Raw genomic sequence first — 24,377 nt, 5'->3', positions numbered from 1 at the left:
TAAATGCAGAAATATTGGCTGAATAAAACAAAAAAAATCTAAAAGGTCTATAATTCGGTGTATTCAAATTTGAGGATATTCAGATGAAAGCTTCCAAAATCACGATTAAAACCGAGCAAGATATTGAAAAATTACGCATTTCAGGTCGTTTAGCTGCTCAGGTTTTAGAGATGATCGGGGAGTATGTCAAGCCGGGCGTGACCACTGAATATCTAGACGATATCTGTAATGATTTTATCGTCAACACACTTAAAGTGATTCCTGCCAACGTTGGCTACTATGGCTATACCAAAACCACCTGTATTTCACCGAATGAAGTGGTTTGTCATGGTATTCCTTCGAAAGAAACTGTATTGAAAGATGGTGACATTATCAATATTGATGTTGCCATCATTAAAGATGGTTATTTTGGTGATACCAGTCGTATGTACTATGTGGGTGAGGTTTCGCCTGCGGCTAAAAAGTTAGTGGAAACTACCTACGAAGCCATGGTTGCAGGGATTCATGCAGTTAAACCGGGGGCAACTTTGGGTGATGTCGGCTATGCCATTCAACAAGTTGCTCATCGTGAAGGCTACAGCATTGTACGTGAATACTGTGGTCACGGGATTGGTAAAGTTTATCATGAGCAACCAAGCGTTTTACACTATGGTCAACCGGGTCAAGGTGTCATTCTGAAAAAAGGCATGGTCTTTACCATTGAACCGATGATCAACAGCGGTAAAGCGCGTACTAAAGAGTTAAAAGACGGTTGGACAGTAATTACCGCAGACCGTTCTTTATCGGCACAGTGGGAACATATGGTTGTTGTAACCGATACTGGTTTTGAGTTGTTATCTCCATGGCCAGAGGGTACAGGCGAATATCCCGCGATCTAAGCTCTGTAGTGTTGTTAATGCCATATCTGCTGTGTTCAAATGATTGAAGTTAAATAGAATTATACAGTTGTATATTTTTTGACTTTAGTCTAATAAGTTGTAGTGTGTATGAGCGTTATAGGTTTTAAGACTAAGAGGTTTTCTCTATAGCTTAATTTATAAGGTTTTGCTTATAACTCTGAAAATCAGTTAGAGCTATTAACGATTTAATAAAGATGTATTTTATTTATATAATATGATTACAGATTCTGCTGTAGTTTCTGATTTTACTTAGTTTTTAAGTTTTCGCTTACCCATCACATGGGTAAGCTTTTTTTTTGCTTAAAATTTAGCGTGTTCATGTTGGCTGAGTTTTTCAACTAAGTAATCAATGAATACACGTACAGCAGGTAGTAAGCCACGACGAGATGGATAAACTGCATGGAAAATACCATGTGCAGCTTTCCATTCAGGTAGTACACGAACCAAAGCACCTGATTTCACGTGATCGGACACAATACTGTCGGGTAATAACGCCACGCCACAATCTTGGCAGGCCAGTGCAGCTAACATAGACAGGTCAGAGCCCATCACGGTTGGGTTAACTTTGATTTTTTTCTGATGATGCTGTGCATCGGTCACAATAATATGTTGATCGAGATGCTCATCCGCCATACTTAATATTTGATGCTGTGATAAATCTTCGGGCTGTTTGAGTTCACCAAATTTATTTAGATACGCCTGGCTGGCAAATAAGTGCTGCTCAATTGTTTCAAATTTACGAATGACTAAATTGGGGTCATCGTCTAAATTTGAACGGACACGCAGCGCAAGGTCGAAGCCTTCATTAATGATATCTACGCGGCGATTGGTCACCATCATTTGCACTTTAATTTCTGGATATTGCTTTAAAAATTCAGGCAAAATTTTGGTCATTTCATTTTGCGCGATGGAAACAGGCAAGCTGACTTTAATTAAGCCGCGCGGCTGTGTGCTGAGATGATCAACCAAATCGTGTGCGGCTTGAGCGGCATTCATCATGACTTGTGCATGGCGATAGATATTCATACCAATATCTGTAACAGCAAAATGTCGTGAGCTACGTTGAATCAGGCGGACACCTAAACGTTCTTCTAAGTTATAGACTCGACGACTCAGTTTTGATTTTGGAATATCTGTTGCACGTTCGGCTGCACTAAAACCACCATGTTCGACCACTTGGGCAAAACAATAAAAATCATCTAGATCACTCAGCACTGTTCTTATTCCATATTTGCAACGATTTAGCTAATTAACTTGAATTGTTTCATGAAGTCAATCACGTTTTGTAGTTTTTCATGTGAGAAAGTTGAGCAAAATTGCCAAGACTAAAGTCGGGTTAACCTTGTAATCGTTTCACATTAGCATGACCAAACAATAAATGTGGTGTATATATCTTTTAAATAACCGAATTTGAAGGATGTGATTTGAGTGTCGTCCTGATATATTCAAATAAAAGACCATTATGAAAGAAATTCGACATTAAAGGACAATGTCATGGAATTAAGACATTTACGTTACTTTGTCGCCGTTGTAGAAGAACAGAGTTTTACGAAGGCTGCTGAAAAGCTATTTATTGCTCAACCTCCTTTAAGTCGTCAAATTCAAAATTTAGAAGAAGAGTTGGGGGCACAGCTTTTTGAGCGTGGCAGCCGTCCTTTAAGAACCACCACCATTGGCCGTTTCTTTTATCAGCAAGCCGTGAAATTACTTTCCAATGCAGAAGAAATTAAGCTCATTACGCAGCGGGCCAGTGCTACTGAACGTACCATTAATATTGGGTATGGCGGTTCCTTACTCTGTGGTTTATTACCTCGAATCGTTTATTTGTTCCGCCAGCAATATCCACACTTAAATGTAAATTTAATTGAACTGAGTGCAGTTGATCAGATTCAGGCATTAAAAGAAGGTCGGGTTGATGCATGTTTTAGTCGAGTTCGTGTGTCGGATCAGGCGGTTAAACGTGTGCTATTGCGTGAAGAGCCTCTGATTGTTGCGGTGCATTCAAGCCATCCTTTATCTTCACAGCAGCAGATTGCATTAAATAATCTCAAAGATGAGCAGATTTTTATTTATCCTGCAACGGATGGTCAAAGTTATGCAACGCTGATCAAGTCTTTATTTTTAGAATATGGGATGGAGCCGAAACGCTTCAATACTCAAGCAGATTTGCAGCAATCACTGGGTATGGTCGCTGCGGGCGAAGGCATTTGTATTGTTCCTGAATCTGTCCAAATTATGCAGTTTAGGCATGTGAATTATGTGAAATTATCGGACAGTGCCGCCATTAGCCAAATTTATTTGATTGTGCGGAATGATGATGAAGGGGAATTGGCACGTCCTTTATTTGACTGTGTTTACCAAGTATATGATTTGGAAGCAATTGAATACGATCGTCGGGTTTTCTAGTGCTTATTTTAAAAAGTAATAATAACGTTAAATTTGAAATTCAATTTTGAAGCAAACGTTTAAGTAACACCTTTCTGCATAAAACATAGGCTCATTCTTGAAAGTATTGAGCCTATTTTTTTATTCAGTCTTATTAGAGCGCTTGTTTTAAGAACTTGGTGATTTCACGGCTGAATTTGACCGGTTCACTGAGCAATGGCGTGTGTCCCGATTTTTTAAAAATAATCTGCTCTGCATTGGCTAGGCTGTCAGCAATAATTTTTTGACCTTGAGCAGGATAGAGGATCGATTTTGCCCCTGTGAAAAAAGTTGTTGGCGCGGTGAGTGCTGCAATGGCTTCACGATAATCTTCAGTATGGTTTAAATAATTTTGAATATACCAATATAAATAGGCCACACTTTGTGATGGTAACATCAGCTTCTGTAAAGTTGGTTGTTGGTATGCAAAACGAAAAGCGGATAATGTATAAGGATTGCTATTTTGTAAGTCTATGAACCTTAACCAAGCGTCGACCAGACCTTGACGGTCATGTTTATTCATCTGCTGTGCAAATGGCACGGAGAGGTTGGTTGCAAGTACCTTCGAGATGTCTTCTAAAATACTCAAAAACTCAGTGTGGCGTTTGCCATATAAACCATATTGCCAATCTGCATCTACTCGAATTTTAGGCGTTTGATCGATGTGCAAATAACGTTTAATTTTTTCAGCAAACTGACCGTATTTTAAACCGTGCATGGTGGTCGTTGCCCCGATGGAGTAAGCAATCACCGTGATTTTATCGTAACCAAGTTGGGAAACTAAGCTGTCAATATCTCGCCAATGGCTTGAAATGGTGTCCATATTGGGAATTTGACAAAGTTTAGAGCCGCCAAATCCACGCCAGTCTGGAATGATAAATTTAAAGTGTTTTCGGTGTTGATATAGAAAAGGGTGCCATTGCCAACTTTGCATGCCCAGTCCAGATAAAACCAGAATGGGTTCTCCTTGACCATATTCACGAACATACAGTTGTTGCTGATCGGGCATTGTATAGTGTGGCATGCAGCTTCCTATTTATTTTTTGTTTTAGTGATTAAATTTATGCAACTGTGGAATGATAGTTTCGAGCCATTTGATCCAACCGATTTCCAAATCAATCCCAAGCTGTAAAATCATTTTATGAATGTACAAGGTACGGTCTTCATCATGCGCATGTGCAAAGTCTTTTGCAAAAATAGACTGGTACACTTTTAGTTTTTCTTTGTGAATTTCAAGATGACGTTCTAATTCGGGTAATACGCCGTTTGTGCCCAGTTGAGCTTCAGCACGTAAACGAACCATCAACTCTTCACGTAATTGAGCTGGAGGGCTTTGCTCAACCATCCAATTGGCTAATTCAACACGTCCAAGCTGTTCAACTCGGTAGGTTTTTTTACGGGTTGTGCTGTGCTCATCTTCAATAGTGCTGATCCAGCCTTTTTGCTGCATGCCACTGAGTTCACGGTAGATTTGCTGATGTGTTGCATTCCAAAAAAAGCCCATAGAGCGGTCAAAACGGCGTGCAAGGTCAATTCCTGTACTCGGTTTTTCAAGTAAGCTCGTGAGTAAAACATGGGCTAAAGACATATATGGCTCAGTCAAAATAGTTTTGTACTTTTTATTATGCAACATGTTGCATAAAAATCAAATCTCGCATATAAATTAGTGCAACAAGTTGCAAAAATCTTGTATGCGTAGATGGAAAGAGAAAGCTCGTATACAAGCGAAGATAAAAATAGCCAGCTTTTCAGCACGCTAAGGAGAAAAAATGTCAAATTATCCAAATTTATTGGCACCACTAGATTTAGGTTTTACAACGCTAAAGAACCGTGTATTGATGGGTTCTATGCATATCGGCCTTGAAGAAGCACCGGGTGGCTATGAACGCATGGCTGCTTTTTATGCAGAACGTGCGAAAGGTGGTGTAGGTCTGATTGTAACCGGTGGTATTTCTCCCAATGATGATGGTGTGACATTTGCTGGTGGTTCAAAATTAGACTCTTTAGAAGAAGCAGAAAAACATAAAGTGATTACGCAGGCGGTACATGATGCTGGCGGTAAAATTGCGATGCAGATTTTGCATACAGGTCGTTACTCGTATCAGGCCAATAATGTTGCACCTTCATCTATTCAAGCACCAATTAACCCAGTAAAACCGCAAGCTTTAAGCACAGCAGACGTCGAACGCACAATCAATGATTTTGCCAAATGTGCTCAGTTAGCACAGACAGCGGGTTATGATGGTGTAGAGGTCATGGGGTCAGAAGGTTATTTAATTAATGAGTTTATTGCTGCACGTACCAACCACCGTGATGATGAATGGGGTGGCAGTTATGAAAACCGGATTCGTTTTCCAATCGAGATCGTGCGTCGTACGCGTGAAATAGTTGGTGAAAATTTTATTATTATTTACCGTCTTTCTATGCTGGATCTGGTTGAAGGTGGTTCGACTTTCGAAGAAGTTGTGCAACTTGCAAAAGCCATTGAAAAAGCCGGTGCAACTATTATTAATACCGGTATTGGTTGGCATGAAGCGCGTATTCCGACCATTGCAACCAAAGTGCCGCGTGCTGCATTTACATGGGTGACCAAGAAATTAAAAGGTCTTGTGAATGTTCCTTTAATCACCTCAAACCGTATTAACACTCCTGAAATGGCTGAACATGTTCTTGCATCAGGTGATGCAGATATGGTGTCCATGGCACGTCCAATGCTGGCTGACCCACGTTTTGTAGAAAAAGCAGAACAAGGTCGTAGTGATGAAATTAATACCTGTATTGGTTGTAATCAAGCCTGCTTAGATCATATTTTCTCGATGAAAATTGCAACATGTTTGGTTAACCCTCAAGCCTGCTATGAAACTGAGCTGATATTTAAAGAATCTGCACAGGTGAAAAATATCGCTGTGATTGGTGCGGGACCTGCGGGTTTAAGCTTTGCAACTTATGCAGCAGAACGTGGTCACAATGTAACGGTTTTTGAAGCTTCAAGCCAAATTGGTGGGCAGTTTAATATTGCGAAAACGATTCCTGGTAAAGAAGAGTTTTATGAAACGCTGCGTTATTTCAAACGCAAAATAGAACTATTGCCTCAGATTAAATTGGTACTGAACCATACGGCAACCTATGAAGAATTAGCTCAGTCTGATTTTGATGACATCGTGGTGGCGACGGGTGTAACACCGCGTCAGTTAGATATAGATGGTATTGATCATCCAAAAGTATTGAGCTATTTACAGGTTTTACGTGAACGTCACCCTGTTGGCAAACGTGTAGCAATCATTGGTGCAGGCGGTATTGGTTTCGATACGGCTGAATATTTAACGCATGAAGGTGAGAGCGGTAGCCTCAATCCTGAGAAATTTTATGATGAATGGGGAATTGATACCACTTATGCGCAAGTCGGTGGCTTGAAACATCCAGACGTCGAAGAATCGCCGCGTGAAGTGTATTTATTGCAACGTAAGGCTAAATCGGTTGGTGCTGGCTTAGGTAAAACCACGGGGTGGATTCACCGTACAGGTTTGAAACACCGCGATGTGAAAATGATTGCGGGTGCAAGCTACGACAAAATTGATGATCAAGGTTTGCATATTACCGTTGATGGTCAACCACGTATTTTAGATGTTGATCATGTGGTGATTTGTGCAGGTCAGGAATCCTATACCGCGATGTATGAACAGCTACAAGCAGATGGGAAAAATGTGCATTTGATTGGTGGTGCGAAAGAAGCAGGTGAGTTAGATGCTAAACGTGCCATTCGTCAAGGTGCAGATTTGGCTGCGGTGATTTAATCAGCCTCATACTAAACCACGACAACTTCATTCAATTTAATATGCAGTTGTCGTGCTTCCTCTCCATTTGGGAGAGGAGTTTGAGGAAAGGGAAATGATTCATCAAAAAAAAAGGACATAAACATGACTATTGAAACAACAAAAAAATCTGTTGCACGTTGGCACGAAATGCTCGACACACGGGATATGAATATTTTAAATGAACTCTTGGCAGAGGATGTGGTGTTTCGTTCACCTGTCGCGTTTAACCCATATCCAGGTAAGCCTGTAGTAACTTTTATTTTGACCAATGTGATTCAAATTTTTGAAAATTTTACTTACCACCGTGAGTTTTATAGTGAGGATGGCCTCAATGTTGTACTTGAGTTTTCTGCCAATGTTGGCGAGAAAAAGTTAAAAGGGATCGACATGATTCAGTTTAATGAACAAGGTCAGATGATTGATTTTGAAGTCATGCTTCGTCCAAAAAGTGGCTTGGAAGCATTGGCGGCGAAAATGGGTGAGCGCATTATGCAATATCAGCCTTAAATCTGCTGATTTTAAATGCTCATCACAGAATGATAAAAAAGCATGATGGATATTGTCATGCTTTTTGCTTATGAGGTTTAAGTAAACAAATATTGCTAGTGAGATATGGTTTTGTAGATACGTTTGTTTAATGGGCCTTGTTGGTCAAAGTGAAAAGATTGAAATGATTTGCTGTAGTGCGAAGCGAGGTGAAGGTAAGGTCAATGAATAATGTGATGCATAAAGGGCGTCTGGCTCTTTTAAATTTTGTAGATCATGCCATCGGTGCGGAAATACCACAGCTTTATTATCATCCTGAAGGGCAAATGCAACATGTGCTGCCGAAGTTAAAGCAACTACATGAAAAATATCGTCCTACGCCTTGGCTGTCGAATACCCATGCACATTTACTGTATTTTGATGTCATTAAAAAGCGTCAAGTGAAGCTTAAATATGATGCCATAGAGCAGCTAACCATGGCTGATGGTGGAATCACAGCCATTGCATGGTTGGGCTTAGATTTACCTGCGGATGTGCCAACTGTGGTGCTCATGCATACGATTACGGGAACGCCTGAAAGTATGCGAGAAGTGGTGAGGGATCTTCATCTATATACAGGTTGGCGCATTGCGCTATGTTTAAGACGCGGTCATGCCAATTTACCTATGCCTGTTGCCAAAATAAATTTATTTGGTTCAACCGATGACCTACGTGAACAGATTGCCTTTATTCAGCAGAAATTTCCCGCATCGAGTTTGTATGGCGTCGGTTCATCTGCAGGAACGGGGTTATTGGTCCGCTATTTAGGCGAACAAGGGGAGGAAACACCATTTAAAGCGGCTTTTGCGTTATGTCCGGGCTATGACACAGAGCTTGGCTTTAAAAATGTCCATCCTTTTTACAGTAAAATGATGACGAAAAAGCTCTTTCAGAAGTTTGTAGAACCTTATTCTGCAACATGGTCAACAACACCATCTTTAATAGAAGTCCTAAAAAGTAAAAATCTGGCGCAGTTTGAACGTACATATTTTCAAATGGCTGGTTTTGCAGATTATGAAAGTTATGCCAAATCTACCAACCCAATTTATGTATTTGAAAATCTTAAAATTCCTTTGATGATTTTAAATGCCGAGGATGATCCTGTTTGCCATATTCAAAACTTTGAGCCCTATAAAGAATTAATTCGTTCTTTGCCGAATGTGGTGGTGGTGACCACCAAAAAAGGCAGTCACTGTGGTTATTATGAAGGTCTTGTTGATACCCATTCATGGGCAACCAAATTGATGGCAGATTTTTTAAAGTTATATGCGAACTAAAAAATAGCCTACTTTGGATAGGCTATTTTAAGTGTGTGTTACTCGGCTTGTGCGCAACATGCAGTTGTTTGAGGTTTAAGCTTCATCTGTATCAATACTAAAATCAACGCTATAGCACTCAATGTCGCTCCTGTATAAGATACTGCAGCATAGCTTAGGTTGAGATTTAGCACTGCGGCACCTGCAACAGCGCCCAAAGCATTTCCAAGATTAAATGCACCAATATTCACTGAAGAAGCGAGGCCTGGTGCATCGTGAGCGACTGTCATAACACGCATTTGTAAAGGTGGTACGACGGCAAAGGCTGCTGCTCCCCAGATGATTAATGCAATCGCTGCGCCAATGGTGGTGGTTGCTAAAATTGGAAATAACAGCATCATCAGCATCAGTAAGATTAAAAAGCCAATCAAGGTCTTATCTAAGGATTGATCGGCAAACTTACCACCGAAATGGTTACCAATTGAAAATCCGATCCCGATTAAAACCAACATGAAAGTGATAAGTTCAGGGCTTGCATGAGTAAAGACTTTTAAACTTGGTGCGATATAGGTATAGAGCGCGAACATAGCTCCAGCACTCATTACCGTGGTGAGCAGTACTAAAACAACAGGCATGCGTGTTAATACTTTTAACTCTGCTCGTACATCAGGTTTTTCGGTCTGTTGCTGATGAGGTAGTGCTTTCCATAATGCCAACATGGTGATGATGCCCAGTAAGGTAATGGCCGCAAAAGACATACGCCAACCGATATTTTGCCCTACCCACGTTGCGAGCGGAACACCGCCAATATTCGCAATGGTTAACCCCATAAACATCATGGCTACAGCACTGGCTTGTTTATCTTTTGGAACAACACTTGCTGCGACGACAGAGCCTAAGCCAAAAAAGGCGCCGTGGTTCAAACTCGTCACTAAACGCGCAGCCATTAAACCGAGATAATTGGGTGCAATCGTTGCCAAAATATTACCGATGGTAAAGATTGCCATCAATAAAATAAGGGCAGTACGTTTTGGAAAACGTGCTAACCATAAGGTCATTAGTGGGGCACCAATCATGACGCCAACGGCATAGGCACTAATCAGTAAGCCCGCTTGAGGAATAGATACCGATAAATCTGCTGCGATTTCAGGCAAAAAACCCATCGGTGAAAATTCTGTTGTGCCAATTGCAAAAGCACCTACGGCTAATGCAATTAATGGAAAATTGAATTTCATATTAAATATCCCACACTGGAGCAAGTTCAGGTGGGTTCACTTCACGCGCATTTCTGTCTAGTGTGACAATGGCCTGCATCTGTTCTGGTGTTAAATGAATCTCTTGAGCTTTTAAATTACTGATTAAATGTTCACGTTGGGTTGAAGATGGAATTACGGCATAACCCTTTTGCAGCGCCCAAGCGAGTGTCACTTGTGCAATTGAAGCTTGGTGTTGTGCTGCAATATCAGAAAGTATTGGGTCATTTAGCACTTTGCCATAAGCCAAGGTCATATAAGAAGTGACATCAATATTTTGCTGTTTTAAGTAAGTCGCAAGTCGTTCATTTTGAAGATAAGGACTCAGTTCAATTTGATTGGTTGCAATCTGCTCAGCACCTATACTGTCAATAGCTTGTTGAGTAAGCTCAATATTAAAATTAGATACACCAATATATTCAGTCAAACCTTGTTTTTTTGCCTCAAGTAAATGTCCCATTAATTCTGGAATATTGACTCCAAGTGCAGGTGCAGGCCAATGAATAAGTGTGAGGTTAACTGCATCCGTCCTTAATTTAATTAAGCTGTCTTTTAGACTGGGTATCAATTTGTCGGCAGCATAATTTTCAGTCCAAATTTTCGTGGTTAAGAAAATATCAGCTCGATTGACCTGACTTTCATCGATTGCTTGGCCTACTTCTGCTTCATTACCGTAGATTTGTGCGGTGTCTACAGCACGATATCCAACTTCTAAGGCAGTTTTAACAGAATGAATGACAGTGTCACCTGTCAAACGGAAGGTGCCGACACCAAATTGAGGAACAATCATCAGGAATTCTCTTTTTTTGAGTTGATGCTATTGTGCTGCTAATTTTATTGAAGAAAAATGCATGAGTTTGGAATATATTATTGATTAAAAATCACGAATTCGAATATGCAATGAAATCGACCATTGAGGAGCTTCAGGCTTTTACTGTTATTGTAGATAGCGGCTCTATTATCAAAGCAGCAGAAAGACTGGATCAAACAGCATCTGGTGTCAGCCGTGCATTACAGCGTCTGGAATCTAAATTAAATGTAACCCTGTTGGAACGAACAACCCGCAAAATTAAGCTGACGCAAGAGGGGCAATTATTTTTAGCTAAAACACGGCGGATATTGAATGATTTGAGGAAGCGGAAGATTCTCTGCTGAAATTAGATGCAGATACTTCGGGGTTGGTGCGGGTCGATTCTGCGATTTCGTTTATTCTGCATATGATCGTTCCCTTGATACCAGAATTTAATGCACGTTATCCGCATATACAGATTGAATTGGTGAATCATGATCAAGTGATTGACTTATTAGAGCATAAAGCAGATGTCGCAATTCGCTTTGGAAAATTAAGCGACTCCAGTTTGCATGCAAAACTTATCTACAAGAGTCGACTGTGTTTGGTGGCGAGTCCTGAATATCTTAAGCAGCATGGACGTCCGCAAAATGCTGAAGAGCTAACCGCACATGCTTTACTTGGATTTAGTCAAATTACCCATATGAATACTTGGCCGATCCAAGTCGCAGGGAAACCCCTGACGATCCGACCCAACATCAAGGCATCAAATGGTGAAACACTACGGGAGCTTGCGATTCATGGGATGGGCATCGCTTGTCTTTCGATTTTTATGTTAGAAAAAGATATTGCAGAAGGGCGATTGATACGACTTTTAGACGATCAAATTGAGCCACATGAACAGCTTATTCATGCTGTCTATTATCAACAAGAGCATTTACCCAAACGTGTTCGTTTATTTATTGAATATTTAGCTGAAAAATTACAAGAATAGTTGTGAGAAAAACTGTGCATCGTTGGGTGCAGATTTTTATTTACATAGAAACAATAAAAAACCCGACAATTGCCGGGTTTTTTTGATCATTTGTTTGATAAAACTTCGATCTTAGTTCTCTAAAGCTGGTGTTGCAGCAGCAATGGCAGCAGCTACGGCGTCATCTTCAGACTGTGCAGAACCTGAGTTTTGTTTAGGTTGAGCAGCTTGTGCAGGTTTTTCTGCAGCTTTAGGTGCTTCTGCTTTTGGAGCTGGAGCTTCTGCAGGAGTAGTAGGTTCACGACGAATTTCAGTTGTAGTATTCGGTGTTTCTTCACGAATCACTTCGACTTGCTGTTGAGTCGTTTCTTCAACAACTGGTTGTTCTTCAACTGGTTCTAATTGTGTGGGTACAGATGCTGTTGGTTCAGATGCTGCAACTTCAACCTGTTCCTGTTCTTCTTCTTTTGGTGCTTCTTTTTTTACACATGCTGTAAGAAGTAGACCTGTTGCGATTGCACCGCAGATTAAAAGTTTCTTATTCATAATTACACAAAACAAAAAAGTGTGGATTGGATAAAAGCATTATAACAGCAAATAAGAATATAGAAATGATAAGAACTTACTCTAAATTTTTATGATAATTGCTGTTACAATAGCCAATTGTTAATTGTTCTATGAATTGATGCGGAATGACTTTGCTTTCTTGGTACAGAGTAAAGTAAAATCGCACAACATTGTAGGCCAATTTAGGCTCCATTGTACGAGAAACTTAATGACCCATTTTATTTTCGTTACTGGTGGTGTTGTATCATCACTAGGTAAAGGTATTTCAGCTGCATCAGTGGCTGCGCTTTTAGAAGCCCGTGGTTTAAAAGTAACCATGGTAAAAATGGATCCATACATTAATGTCGATCCAGGGACTATGAGTCCATTCCAACACGGTGAAGTTTTTGTCACAGAGGATGGTGCTGAAACTGACTTAGACTTGGGTTATTACGAACGTTTCTTGCGTCGTGCGAAAATGACCAAACTGAACAACTTTACTTCAGGACGAGTGTACCAAGATGTCTTGAATAAAGAACGTCGTGGTGACTACCTCGGTGGTACAGTTCAAGTTATTCCACATATTACTGACAATATTAAAGAACGTGTTCTTCGCGCAGGTGAAGGCTATGACGTTGCGATCGTTGAGATCGGCGGTACAGTAGGTGACATTGAATCTCTCCCATTCATGGAATCTGTACGTCAACTTATGGTCGAACTAGGTCATAAGCGCACAATGTTAATGCACTTAACTTTACTCCCATATATTAAGTCAGCTGCTGAATTAAAAACTAAACCAACTCAACACTCTGTAAAAGAGCTTTTGTCGATTGGTATTCAACCAGACATCCTGATCTGCCGTACAGAACATGATGTTGATGCTGACACTACACGTAAAATTGCGTTATTTACGAACGTTGAAGCACGCGCAGTTGTGGTATGTAAAGATGCGCGTTCAATTTACCAAATTCCACGTACTTTCTATGAACAAAACGTTGATGATTTAATCTGTGAACGTTTTGGTTATAACGATCTTCCAGAAGCTGATCTTACAGACTGGGATAACGTTGTAGATGCATTATTGAACCCTGAATACACAGTTCGTGTAGCGATGGTTGGTAAATACGTTGAACTTCCAGATGCATACAAATCTGTAAACGAAGCACTTTTACATGCGGGTATTCAAAACCGTGTGAAAGTTCAAATCGATTACGTCAATGCAGAAGAACTTGAAAGCCAAGATGTAAACGACGTATTAAAAGACGCGGATGCAATCTTAGTTCCAGGTGGTTTTGGTGAACGTGGTACAGAAGGCAAAATGAAAGCGATTCGTTTTGCACGTGAAAACGGTGTACCGTTCCTCGGCATCTGTTTAGGTATGCAGTTGGCTGTGATCGAATATGCGCGCAACGTTGCGGGTATTAGCGATGCAACTTCAACTGAATTTAACCGTTCTACAAAATCACCATTGATTGGTCTAATCACTGAATGGTTAGATGAGCGCGGCGAAGTTCAACAACGTAATGCAGATTCTGACTTAGGCGGCACAATGCGTCTGGGTGCTCAAAAATCTGAATTGGTTGCGGGAACAAAAACTGCACAAGTTTACGGTTCTGAAGAGATCGTTGAACGTCACCGTCACCGTTATGAAATGAACAACCGTTATATCCCAGTGCTTGAAGAAAAAGGCATGAAAATTTCAGGTTATTCTCCAGTGCAACGTCTTGTTGAAACTGTTGAAATTCCTGAACATCCTTGGTTTATTGCTGTACAATTCCATCCGGAATTTACAAGTTCACCACGTGATGGACACCCATTATTCGCAGGCTTTATTGATGCTGCTAAAAAGCAGTACCAAAAAGCGAAATAATGTGTTTTTGACTAAACCAGGAAGAGTTTAAATGTCACAATTAAAACCACAGGAAATTGTACGTTTAGGCGATATACAAATGGCAAATCATTTGCCATTTGTACTATTCGGCGGCATGAACGTACTTGAGTCAAAAGACCTTGCTTTTGAAATTGCTGAAACCTATGTGGATATCTGCAAACGCTTGGATATTCCGTATGTGTTTAAAGCAAGTTTTGATAAAGCCAATCGTTCAAGCTTGAACTCTTTCCGTGGCCCAGGCCTGGAAAAAGGAATCGAGTGGTTAGCTGACATAAAGAAACACTTTAATGTGCCGATTATTACTGACGTACATGAACCATATCAAGCTGCGCCTGTTGCTGAAGTTGCGGATATTATCCAACTTCCTGCATTTTTAAGCCGTCAAACTGACCTTGTTGAAGCGATGGCGAAAACTGATGCCATCATCAACATTAAAAAAGCACAGTTCCTCGCACCACACGAAATGCGTCATATTTTGCATAAGTGTTTGGAAGCAGGGAATGACAAACTGATTCTTTGTGAACGTGGTTCAGCATTTGGTTACAACAATTTAGTTGTAGACATGTTGGGCTTTGACATCATGAAAGAAATGAATGTCCCTGTGTTCTTTGATGTTACGCATGCGCTTCAAACGCCGGGTGGTCGTGCGGATTCTGCAGGTGGTCGTCGTGCGCAAATCACGACACTGGCACGTGCAGGTATGGCGACTGGTTTAGCAGGTTTGTTCTTAGAAGCTCATCCAGATCCAGAAAATGCCAAATGTGACGGTCCATGTGCGCTACGCATGTCACAGTTGGAACCTTTCTTGGCACAGTTAAAAGAGCTCGATACCTTAGTTAAAGGTTTCGCAAAGTTAGACACACACTAATTCGATACACATTGATGCGTCACTTTTGACGCATCATTTTTATTAATCAACTGAGGAATTGTTCATGAGCCAAATCGTTGACATTCGTGCACGTGAAATTTTGGACTCTCGTGGTAACCCTACCATCGAAGCAGACGTAATCTTAGCCTCTGGCGTTGTAGGCCGTGCATGTGCACCATCTGGTGCTTCAACTGGTTCTCGTGAAGCTTTAGAACTTCGTGACGGCGACAAAGCTCGTTACTTAGGTAAAGGCGTTAAAACTGCGGTTAACAACGTTAACACAGTAATTCGTGATGCATTGTTGGGTAAATCAGTATTCGAACAAAAAGACATTGATAACACAATGATCGCGCTTGACGGTACTGAAAACAAAGAAAAATTAGGTGCGAACGCAACTTTAGCGGTTTCTTTAGCTGCTGCACGCGCTGCTGCTGATGAAAAGAAAATCCCACTTTTCCAATACATCGCAGACCTTCGTAATAACAGCATTTTGACTATGCCTGTTCCAATGATGAACATCCTAAATGGTGGTTCACATGCAGACAACAACGTAGACATTCAAGAATTTATGATTGAGCCAGTTGGCTTCACTTCATTCTCTGAAGCTTTACGCGCTGGCGCTGAAATTTTCCATTCTTTGAAATCAGTTTTAAAGAAACAAGGTTTAAATACTGCCGTTGGTGATGAAGGCGGTTTTGCACCGAACCTTCGTTCTAACGAAGAAGCAATTACAGTAATTCTTGAAGCAATTGAAAAAACTGGCTACAAAGCTGGTTCAGACATTATGCTTGCGCTTGACTGTGCATCTTCAGAATTCTACAAAGATGGTCAATACATCCTTGCAGGTGAAGGCAATAAAGCATTCACAAGCAACCAATTTGCTGACTACCTTGCTGGTTTTGCAAAACAATACCCAATCATCTCAATTGAAGATGGTTTAGACGAGTCTGATTGGGAAGGTTGGTCTTACCTTACTTCAATCCTTGGCGACAAAATCCAATTGGTTGGTGATGACCTATTCGTGACGAATCCTAAGATTCTTCAACGTGGTATCAACGAAAAAGTGGGTAACTCGATCCTAATCAAGTACAACCAAATCGGTACGTTGACTGAAACTCTAGATGCAATCTACCTTGCAAAAGCAAATGGTTACACTACAGTAATTTCACACCGTTCTGGTGAAACTGAAGATTCAACTATTGCGGATCTTGCAGTGGGTACAGCAGCGGGTCAAATCAAAACTGGTTCACTTTGCCGTTCTGACCGTGTAGCGAAATATAACCAATTACTTCGTATTGAAGAATTGACTAATGCTGCATATCGCGGTAAAGCTGAGTTCAAAGGTTTGAACTAAGCAGATCATGCTATCTATGTTAAATGTATTTGACTCCAAAGCGAGTAAAGCATTGTTGGGCCTTGCGATCTTTTTGATCGCAGGGTTTCAATATTTATACTGGTTCGGTGAAGGTGGTTACCATCAACATCAACAACTGAGTCAGAAAATACAACAACAAGTCGAACTCAATGACGAATTAAAAGAACGAAATCGCGTACTTGCAGCTGAAGTATACGATTTAAAAAATGGCGTTGAAGCTATTGAAGAGCATGCTCGTCTAGATTTAGGTTTAATTAAACCGCATGAAACTTTCGTGCAGATGAGTACGATCAGTACTCAGTACAAACCAATTTATATTGATCCAAACGCAAAAGTAGACCTACGTACCAATGAGTCAGAACCAGCCGAACTTCCACCCGAACCTTAAATTGTGGGCCATTATTCCTGCTGCTGGTTCAGGAAGTCGATTTTCTAAAACTGAACTAAAACAATATCAAAACATTGCGGGTCTAACTGTGCTTGATCACACAGTTGCACGTCTCAACCAATTGCCTTTAACAGGCTATATATTGGCTATAGGCGAGCAAGATAATGTTGCGCAGACCTTGGCACTCACTAATCAAGATAAGGCACATTTTTGTTTAGGTGGTGCAGAGCGTGTGCATTCTGTACTCAATGCATTGCAATATCTATCTTCGATTGCCAATGATGATGATTGGGTGTTTGTTCATGATGCAGCACGACCATGTGTCTCACAGTTGTGTTTAGAAAATTTAGTTCAATCGGCAGTAAATTCTGAGCAAAGTGCGATTCTCGCCATTCCCGTACGCGATACCTTAAAGCGAGTTGAAACGGCGCCACTTATATCAACAACGGTAGATCGTTCAACTTTATGGCAAGCGCAGACACCACAAATTGCCAAATTGGGTGTGCTTAAAAATGCCATTGAACAAGCGCTTGCCGCTGGTGCGACCATCACAGATGAGGCTAGTGCTTTAGAATTTGTCGGTGAGCATGTCAATGTCGTGCAGGGTCGTTCGGACAATATTAAAATTACCTATCCAGATGACTTGGAATTGGCACGTTTAATTTTAGCGTCTCAAGTGAATAGATGATTATTTCAAGGAATATTTAAGGGACAGTGATTTTTACTGTCGCTTTAATCTATAATTCCCGCATCCTTTTTAGATCTGTTTCGCAATGATCCCTTCTCAACAGTATCGTTTTTTACGTCAGTCATTACGTGATGGCCGCAGTATAAAACACGATTCTTCTCGATGGGCTAAACTTCATTTAGACCCGTGGTTACTTTGCTTCTTGGTACTCAATGCAATATTGGGGCTGATGGTTGTCTATAGTGCGACCGCGGAAGATTCGGGAATGGTGCTGCGTCAAGCCACAAGTTTTGGTGTGGGCTTTATTGTGATGTTGATCTGCGCACAAATTCCACCCAAAGTTTACCAATCTATGAGTCCGTACTTATATGCCATCGGTATATTTTTACTGTTGTTGGTTTTGGTTATTGGTGAAAAAAGGATGGGGGCGAAACGCTGGATTAGCTTACCGGGTATCGGCAGTATGCAGCCGAGTGAGTTTATGAAATTTGCCATGCCACTCATGATGGCGTGGTATTTTGCGCGAAAACCATTTCCACCGAAATTTTTACAAATCGTCGGGGCATTAATTTTATTATTGATTCCATTTGCATTGGTCGCTTTACAGCCTGACTTGAATATCGGTTTGATTATTCCGGGTATTTTTGTTTTATTTTTAAGTGGTATGTCTTGGCGTTTAATTGCAGCTGCTTTAACCGCCTTTGCGATTGCAGCACCTGTACTCTGGATGTTCTTTTTGCAAGAATATCAGAAAAAACGTGTACTGACGTTATTTGACCCTGAGTCTGACGCGCTTGGTGCAGGTTGGAATATTATTCAGTCTAAAATTGCCATTGGTTCAGGCGGGTTAATGGGTAAGGGTTATACCGAAGGAACACAGTCGCACTTGGGTTATCTACCAGAGCATCATACTGACTTTATTATGTCGACCTATGCTGAAGAATTTGGCTTTATTGGTGTATTTCTTTTATTTAGTTTGTTTACAGCAATTATTGTTCGCTGTTTGATTATTGGACTAAATTGCTTCCATAATTTTGGACGACTTTATGCAGGAGCGATAGGATTAACTTTCTTCTTTTTTGTATTTTTAAACTCGGGTATGGTCAGTGGAATTTTACCGGTAACAGGTGATCCACTACCGTTGATGAGTTATGGTGGTACAGCCGTAATTGCGATGCTCGCAGGGATGGGGATTGTGATGTCGATTCATACGCATCGTTAACTGTAATAGACAACATCAAGCCGGATTTATATCCGGTTTTTTTTGCTTGAGATTTAAAATAGACTAGATAAAACTGCGAAAAATTGACTATTGAAATAGTCATGAAATGTTCAAATAAATTAAAAAGCTTCATTCGATGATTTGGTGCTTTAATCTATAGTTAAAGTTAAGGCATCATAAAAGAAATAAAATTTAATCTACTAATGTTTGGACCCAATTCAAGCTTCCGCTCATAGATATTTCAACACCACAATTTGCTATATCTAAGTATTCTTTTGGAATATAAGCAAATAACTTATCGTCAATATATGCAATCCAAAATTCTGGCGGCGGACAATCACACTCATCGAAGAATCCATTGGTTTCTTTATATGCCAAACAATCATACATAGAGCATGAAATATCAAACTCTAATATTCCTCCAGTGGATTCAAATGAGTAAGTTTGTTCTTGCACTTTATATTTAGAAAAGACAGATTGAATTACTTCAGCGTAGTTTTTGTTTGTAAGATCACTAAAATTTCTATTACACATACTCCAAAGTTTTTCTATTTTTAGCATTGAAAAGTTCTTGAATATATTTGCATTTCGATCAAAAAAAATTGGATTTTGGTTTAAAAGAAAACCTTTTATTTTCATAAGACTAGATCCTATATCTAATATATCTATTGATCTAGATATTAAATCCTAATGTCGAGTTTCGATAGTCTAAATACCTTTCATTTACTTATTAGTGCTCATACAAACTCTGAAGTGTGCAACTAGGATCGATTTTTTTATCTGTTTGATTTTAAACAGTTTTGTGGTTTCAATCAAAAATAAAGCCCTCAAGTGAGGGCTTTATTTAGATATTAATTAATGTAGGAACCATGTGTAGTAGCCCCACAACATGAGTGGCCAAGCGAGGAAGGGGCTAAAAAGCCATTTCCAGAACCAATGGTGTGGTGTAAAACCCACACCATGCACAAAACCACCTGAAATACCTATCATGATGAACATCAGCGCTCGATGGCTATATCCACCATTGTCATCCAGCATGGCAGCAGGATGTACAAGTAACACGGCTGCCAAAGGAAAAGCTAACAGGCAGGAAATGACCATTGCAAATTTATTTGGCTTCTTTTCTACAAGTGATTTTTCTACAGCAGCATCAGTCATTTGTTATTCCTCATCTAGATCTTGATGATGTTCGATGTAAAGTGCACTGAGTACACCTGCAAAACATGCCATCAAAATACCGAGAATCCAAGCAAAATACCACATCGTCTTTTCTCCTTAGACACAGCCTTAGTATAGGCTGTGTGAATTCTCTTCAATATGTTTGTTAGTGACCACGCCCCACATCTTGTAGTAACACCAAGTTGTGTAGCACAGGATAATTGGGACAAAAATACACGCGGCAACTGTCATCACAGTCAGGGTATTTTTACTTGAAACCGCATCCCACATAGTCAAACTTACAGTTGGGTTGATGCTGGAAGGCATAAGGAAAGGGAACAATGCAAAACCAGCAGTTAAGATTGCACCAATGACTGCCAAGCTTGAACCAAGGAAGCTGAAACCGGCTTTACCTTTACCTGCGGCAAGGATAATGATCAAAGCACCTAAAATTGCCATGATTGGCGCAATCATAGTAATAGGATAAATACTATAATTGTTCATCCAACCTGGGTTGGCATTGGTGATCACTTCTTTAGCCAATGGGTTAGCAACGCCATTCGTGTCAAACGGTTGCGCTAATGTGTAGCCTTGGATATTACCGAAGTATAACCATGCGCCTGCCAGTAAGAAGCAAACTAAGAATACGATACCCATAAGCTGGGTTGCTTTTGCAGAGCGTGCGCGTAGGTCGCCGTCTGTACGAAGCATGAGCCATGCACCACCGTGTGCGCAAAGCATAGATAAACTCACGATACCGCAAACTAAAGCGAATGGGTTAAGCAGCGCAAAGAAACTACCTGTATAAGTCGAGCGAACAGTTTCGTCCATAGTGAATGGTACACCGAGGAACATATTACCAAACGCAACACCAAATACGAGGGCAGGAACTGCACCACCAATTGCTAAACCCCAATCCCAAGAATTACGCCACTTGGTATTTTCAAGTTTAGAACGGTAATCAAAACCGACTGGACGTAAGAAGAGAGCGAAGAGTACCAGTAACAGCGCCCAATACATGCCTGAGAATGCAGTTGCATATACCATTGGCCATGCTGCAAACAGTGCACCACCGGCAGTAATAAACCATACTTGGTTGCCGTCCCAGTGTGGGGCAATCGTATTGATTGCCGCACGACGTTCTTCGTCTTTTTTACCTACGAATGGCATGATCGCCATTGAGCCCATATCGAAGCCATCGGTGAGGGCGAAGCCGATCAGTAGGACACCGACTAAAACCCACCAAATGATTTTGAGTAATTCATATTCGATCATGCTTGAGCCTCCTCATTTGCCTTTTTTGCAGCTTCAAGTTTCTCGAAGTGGTATTTACCAGTATGTAGAGAACTTGGGCCAAGGCGTGAGAATTTAATCATTAAGTACATTTCAATGATCAGCAGTACAGTGTAGAACGCTGCCAATGCAAGGATAGAACCCCATACATCACCTGTACTTAAGCTAGAAGCTGAAAGATGTGTAGGTAGAACTTCACCGATAGTCCATGGTTGACGACCAACTTCGGCAACATACCAACCTGTTTGTGCAGCAATCCAAGGTAATGGTAGAGCAAACAAAGCAAATTTTAATAACCAAGGTTTGTTTTCTGCATTACGTTTACCGACAGCAAAGGTAGCAAGTACGAACAGAAGGAGCATTAAGAAACCAGAAGCAACCATTGCACGGAATGCCCAGAACAAGCTTGGAACATGTGGAATAGTGTCTTTTGCAGCAGCTTTGATTTGATCATCAGAAGCATCGACCACTTTGTCTGTGTATTTTTTCAGAAGCAGACCATAACCCAAGTCTTTTTGAGACTCAGCAAATGCTGCTTTAAGTTCAGGAGACGTATCGCCTGCACGAAGTTGTTCTAACTGTGAGTAAGCCACCATACCGTTACGAATACGCGCTTCGTGTTGTACGATCAGGTCTTTAATACCTATCACTTCTTTGTCAGTTGAACGTGTTGCAATAATCCCCATGACATAAGGAATTTTGATCGCGTAGTCAGTAGACATGGTTTCTTTATTTGGAATACCAAACAAAGTAAATGGCGCTGGAGCTGGGTGAGTGTCCCATTCAGCTTCAATCGCAGCTAGTTTAGTTTTTTGTACGTCACCAATTTCATAACCAGATTCATCACCCAGTAAGATCACCGAAAGTGTAGACGCTAAACCAAAGATAGCAGCGATGGCGAATGAGCGACGCGCAAATGGCAAGTCACGCTTTTTCAATAAGTAGTAACTTGAAATTGCCAGTACGAAAATAGCACCAGTCACATAACCTGCAGATACGGTATGCACGAATTTAACCTGAGCCACGGGGTTGAAAATCAGCGCACCGAAGTCCACCATTTCCATACGCATGGTTTCATAGTTAAAAGCAGAACCAACAGGGTTTTGCATCCAACCATTGGCCACTAAAATCCATAGTGCAGACATGTTCGAGCCTAGAGCAACTAACCAAGTGACAGCCAAATGCTGAACTTTGGATAGGCGATCCCAGCCGAAGAAGAATAAACCAATAAATGTTGATTCAAGGAAGAATGCCATCAGACCTTCAATGGCTAATGGTGCACCGAAAATATCACCGACATAGTGTGAGTAATACGCCCAGTTAGTACCGAACTGAAACTCCATGGTCAAACCAGTAGTAACACCTAAAGCGAAGTTAATACCGAAGAGTTTTCCCCAGAATTTAGTCATGTCTTTATAAATTTCTTTGCCAGAAATCACATAGGTGGTTTCCATAATGGCAAGAATAAAAGCCAGACCTAAAGTCAGTGGAACAAAAATAAAGTGATACATCGCGGTCATTGCAAATTGGAACCGCGAAAGATCGACCACGCTTTCAGAAATCATCAACGTGTCTCCTTGATTTGGGAAGGACTGCCAGCAATATGCTCGGCAACTTGATTGTCAAAGTTTTTAGGGATAGTAGGGGCGTCGAACCAGATGTTCTTAATGATCATTAAAATAATCACTTTAATTATTAGTATTGCGGTTATTTCTCTGACCACACGACGATTTAAATCTTTGAATTTTAAGCTCATGGAGATAAGCCTATTCTTTAAACTTGTACTATATTATTAACAAATATATACAAAAAGCAAATAGGTTGAACAGTTAAAATAAAAATATATTATTAAGCATAGTAAATACAAAGACTTATTGTGTTTGATAGTTAAAAAATAAACTAATTTTTTATTTTAAATACTTGACTAAAACACTTGTGTTTAAATATTTTAAATCCGACTAAAACGCTTATATTTATATTTTAAATTCTGACTAATTTACTATATTTACTAGAAGTTATATTGTTAATAATGAGAATCTTTATTAATTAAATATAAGTAGGTTAAGTCTTGAAGTGCGACACCACCTCGCTATTAAATAACCCGAATCATGAATAAGCCCAGATATATCATGATAAATTGAGGCTTGTTTTGATGTGGGCCGCATTCTTCAGTGTATAAACTTCTGTCTGCGGACATATCGCAGCAATTGCCTCAGGAAGCTTTTACGTCCATCAATGCAGGCGATCAGAATGTCTGTCACTATTCTGCAAATCTGTGAATACGCTGAACATTCATTAGCACCTTCACTTTTTGAAAGGTAAAGACCTAGCCGTTCTTTATGGTCCTCGGCATGTAATCCCAAAATGGTAAAACGGCTTTGTTGACAGAAATACCTTCATTCTTGATCTTTTTTGTTAAAAACACAACATTTTAATTGGTGAATAATACTTGTAATGAATGGTATTGAGCCACACAAATGGATATACGGCAATATCGAGAAGACGCCGTTACCAAGCATGTAATTCAGGGATTAACTTGTCTGTAATATTGGTAATGCCACCCGTGGAAAGAACCAGTGCATACATATCGGTAATTTGTTTCTGAATATTGCGGTAGCCCGTACGGAGTGCATATAGCGAAATGACTTTGTTGTCGATCTATTTATGGAGTTAGGTTTGATTTTTCTTGACGAGTTGAGGCTCAAAATCGTTAGCACGATCCCGAGGTATTTCCAGTTCAAATGAACCGTAAGATGATTTTACAGTCTTACGAGAATAGCTATTCCTACAATTGGCTAGTGGGGGCTTCTAAATTCAATTTCAGCATTTAAAGCTGCTTCTGTCAGTTGTTTGAGGGGTGGGGTTAAGATACCGTTTTCACCAGTGAGGAGGGCTTGACTGTAATTGTTTTTAAAAACAGCTTTGAAATCAAAGTTGCTTGCCATGATGTGTCATTTCTTGTTTGATTCAGTTTATTGAAATGACACAGATTTTTGAATACTATTGAAAAAGC

The 24,377-nt window shown here is 40.3% G+C and carries 23 protein-coding genes and 2 pseudogenes; 12 read left to right on the top strand and 13 right to left on the bottom strand.

Annotated features, from left to right (window positions below):
• Window positions 1-83: 83 nt before the first annotated feature.
• Window positions 84-878, top strand: coding sequence for a type I methionyl aminopeptidase (map, locus tag FTU12_RS09760; RefSeq protein ID WP_078193926.1), 795 nt, complete (start codon window positions 84-86; stop codon window positions 876-878).
• Window positions 879-1,199: 321 nt separating this feature from the next.
• Here map and FTU12_RS09755 read toward each other — a convergent pair whose 3' ends face one another.
• Window positions 1,200-2,114, bottom strand: a complete 915-nt coding sequence (locus FTU12_RS09755) for a LysR substrate-binding domain-containing protein (protein WP_180084912.1) — start codon at window positions 2,112-2,114, stop codon at window positions 1,200-1,202.
• 279 nt (window positions 2,115-2,393) lie between these two features.
• Between FTU12_RS09755 and FTU12_RS09750 the strand changes: the two genes are divergently transcribed.
• On the top strand, window positions 2,394-3,305 hold the full coding sequence (locus tag FTU12_RS09750; protein WP_078188530.1) for a LysR family transcriptional regulator: 912 nt from the start codon (window positions 2,394-2,396) through the stop codon (window positions 3,303-3,305).
• Window positions 3,306-3,438: 133 nt separating this feature from the next.
• On the opposite strand, the gene FTU12_RS09745 is transcribed toward FTU12_RS09750, so the two are convergent.
• Complete coding sequence (locus FTU12_RS09745) at window positions 3,439-4,347, bottom strand: alpha/beta fold hydrolase (protein WP_180114260.1); 909 nt, start codon at window positions 4,345-4,347, stop codon at window positions 3,439-3,441.
• Between the two features lie 24 nt (window positions 4,348-4,371).
• On the bottom strand, window positions 4,372-4,911 hold the full coding sequence (locus FTU12_RS09740; RefSeq protein ID WP_180114259.1) for a PadR family transcriptional regulator: 540 nt from the start codon (window positions 4,909-4,911) through the stop codon (window positions 4,372-4,374).
• A gap of 181 nt (window positions 4,912-5,092) precedes the next feature.
• Here FTU12_RS09740 and FTU12_RS09735 point away from each other — a divergent pair, with 181 nt between their 5' ends.
• The 3 genes from FTU12_RS09735 (at window position 5,093) to FTU12_RS09725 (ending at window position 8,940) form a co-directional block, all read left to right on the top strand.
• Window positions 5,093-7,117: an NADPH-dependent 2,4-dienoyl-CoA reductase gene (locus tag FTU12_RS09735; RefSeq protein ID WP_180114258.1), complete on the top strand. Its 2,025-nt coding sequence runs from the start codon at window positions 5,093-5,095 to the stop codon at window positions 7,115-7,117.
• Between the two features lie 123 nt (window positions 7,118-7,240).
• Window positions 7,241-7,645: a nuclear transport factor 2 family protein gene (locus FTU12_RS09730; protein WP_121532411.1), complete on the top strand. Its 405-nt coding sequence runs from the start codon at window positions 7,241-7,243 to the stop codon at window positions 7,643-7,645.
• Window positions 7,646-7,848: 203 nt separating this feature from the next.
• Window positions 7,849-8,940, top strand: a complete 1,092-nt coding sequence (locus FTU12_RS09725; protein WP_180114257.1) for a YheT family hydrolase — start codon at window positions 7,849-7,851, stop codon at window positions 8,938-8,940.
• Between the two features lie 38 nt (window positions 8,941-8,978).
• Here FTU12_RS09725 and FTU12_RS09720 read toward each other — a convergent pair whose 3' ends face one another.
• Both FTU12_RS09720 and dkgB read right to left on the bottom strand, forming a co-directional pair.
• A complete protein-coding gene (locus FTU12_RS09720; protein ID WP_180114256.1) occupies window positions 8,979-10,154 on the bottom strand; it encodes an MFS transporter in 1,176 nt (391 codons plus the stop codon).
• Between the two features lies 1 nt (window position 10,155).
• On the bottom strand, window positions 10,156-10,962 hold the full coding sequence (dkgB, locus tag FTU12_RS09715) for a 2,5-didehydrogluconate reductase DkgB (RefSeq protein ID WP_218955937.1): 807 nt from the start codon (window positions 10,960-10,962) through the stop codon (window positions 10,156-10,158).
• A gap of 110 nt (window positions 10,963-11,072) precedes the next feature.
• Here dkgB and FTU12_RS09710 point away from each other — a divergent pair.
• A pseudogene (locus tag FTU12_RS09710) lies at window positions 11,073-11,956 on the top strand (LysR substrate-binding domain-containing protein).
• Between the two features lie 111 nt (window positions 11,957-12,067).
• Here the strand turns inward: FTU12_RS09710 and FTU12_RS09705 are convergent.
• Window positions 12,068-12,481, bottom strand: coding sequence for an internalin (locus tag FTU12_RS09705; protein WP_180114255.1), 414 nt, complete (start codon window positions 12,479-12,481; stop codon window positions 12,068-12,070).
• A gap of 229 nt (window positions 12,482-12,710) precedes the next feature.
• On the opposite strand from FTU12_RS09705, the gene FTU12_RS09700 reads away from it, so the two are divergent.
• The 6 genes from FTU12_RS09700 to rodA all read left to right on the top strand — a co-directional run bounded on the left by FTU12_RS09700 (window position 12,711) and on the right by rodA (window position 18,913).
• Window positions 12,711-14,351, top strand: coding sequence for a CTP synthase (locus FTU12_RS09700; RefSeq protein ID WP_078188523.1), 1,641 nt, complete (start codon window positions 12,711-12,713; stop codon window positions 14,349-14,351).
• Window positions 14,352-14,382: 31 nt separating this feature from the next.
• Complete coding sequence (kdsA, locus tag FTU12_RS09695) at window positions 14,383-15,240, top strand: 3-deoxy-8-phosphooctulonate synthase (RefSeq protein ID WP_078188522.1); 858 nt, start codon at window positions 14,383-14,385, stop codon at window positions 15,238-15,240.
• Between the two features lie 64 nt (window positions 15,241-15,304).
• Complete coding sequence (gene eno, locus FTU12_RS09690) at window positions 15,305-16,594, top strand: phosphopyruvate hydratase (RefSeq protein ID WP_078188521.1); 1,290 nt, start codon at window positions 15,305-15,307, stop codon at window positions 16,592-16,594.
• Between the two features lie 16 nt (window positions 16,595-16,610).
• Window positions 16,611-17,003 carry a septum formation initiator family protein gene (locus FTU12_RS09685; RefSeq protein ID WP_078188520.1) on the top strand — a complete coding sequence of 131 codons (393 nt, stop codon included), beginning with the start codon at window positions 16,611-16,613 and terminating at the stop codon, window positions 17,001-17,003.
• Window positions 16,966-17,691 carry a 2-C-methyl-D-erythritol 4-phosphate cytidylyltransferase gene (ispD, locus tag FTU12_RS09680; protein WP_180114254.1) on the top strand — a complete coding sequence of 242 codons (726 nt, stop codon included), beginning with the start codon at window positions 16,966-16,968 and terminating at the stop codon, window positions 17,689-17,691. Before FTU12_RS09685 ends, ispD begins: the two co-directional genes overlap by 38 nt.
• 85 nt (window positions 17,692-17,776) lie before the next feature.
• The gene (gene rodA, locus FTU12_RS09675; RefSeq protein ID WP_111884954.1) at window positions 17,777-18,913 is read left to right on the top strand and encodes a rod shape-determining protein RodA; all 1,137 of its coding nucleotides are present in this window, start codon (window positions 17,777-17,779) and stop codon (window positions 18,911-18,913) included.
• Between the two features lie 192 nt (window positions 18,914-19,105).
• On the opposite strand, the gene FTU12_RS09670 is transcribed toward rodA, so the two are convergent.
• From FTU12_RS09670 to FTU12_RS16500, 7 genes and pseudogenes are all read right to left on the bottom strand, one after another.
• Entirely contained in the window at window positions 19,106-19,552 is a 447-nt protein-coding gene (locus tag FTU12_RS09670) for a hypothetical protein (protein WP_180114253.1), read from the bottom strand.
• Between the two features lie 216 nt (window positions 19,553-19,768).
• Window positions 19,769-20,071, bottom strand: coding sequence for a cyd operon YbgE family protein (locus FTU12_RS09665; RefSeq protein WP_078188516.1), 303 nt, complete (start codon window positions 20,069-20,071; stop codon window positions 19,769-19,771).
• A gap of 3 nt (window positions 20,072-20,074) precedes the next feature.
• The gene (gene cydX, locus FTU12_RS09660) at window positions 20,075-20,176 is read right to left on the bottom strand and encodes a cytochrome bd-I oxidase subunit CydX (protein WP_002120988.1); all 102 of its coding nucleotides are present in this window, start codon (window positions 20,174-20,176) and stop codon (window positions 20,075-20,077) included.
• Between the two features lie 24 nt (window positions 20,177-20,200).
• Window positions 20,201-21,346 (bottom strand): cytochrome d ubiquinol oxidase subunit II, encoded by a 1,146-nt coding sequence (gene cydB, locus FTU12_RS09655; protein ID WP_078193913.1) that lies wholly within the window; start codon window positions 21,344-21,346, stop codon window positions 20,201-20,203.
• Window positions 21,343-22,929 carry a cytochrome ubiquinol oxidase subunit I gene (locus tag FTU12_RS09650; protein WP_180022131.1) on the bottom strand — a complete coding sequence of 529 codons (1,587 nt, stop codon included), beginning with the start codon at window positions 22,927-22,929 and terminating at the stop codon, window positions 21,343-21,345. Before FTU12_RS09650 ends, cydB begins: the two co-directional genes overlap by 4 nt.
• The gene (gene cydP / locus FTU12_RS09645) at window positions 22,929-23,120 is read right to left on the bottom strand and encodes a cytochrome oxidase putative small subunit CydP (RefSeq protein WP_078188513.1); all 192 of its coding nucleotides are present in this window, start codon (window positions 23,118-23,120) and stop codon (window positions 22,929-22,931) included. Before cydP ends, FTU12_RS09650 begins: the two co-directional genes overlap by 1 nt.
• Window positions 23,121-24,034: 914 nt before the next feature.
• Window positions 24,035-24,103 (bottom strand): annotated as a pseudogene (locus FTU12_RS16500) (hypothetical protein); the annotation flags it as partial.
• Between the last annotated feature and the right edge of the window lie 274 nt (window positions 24,104-24,377).

The organism is Acinetobacter sp. YH12063 (genome assembly GCF_013419715.1).
Lineage (GTDB): Bacteria > Pseudomonadota > Gammaproteobacteria > Pseudomonadales > Moraxellaceae > Acinetobacter > Acinetobacter amyesii.
This window is presented reverse-complemented; position numbering and strand designations above follow the sequence as displayed.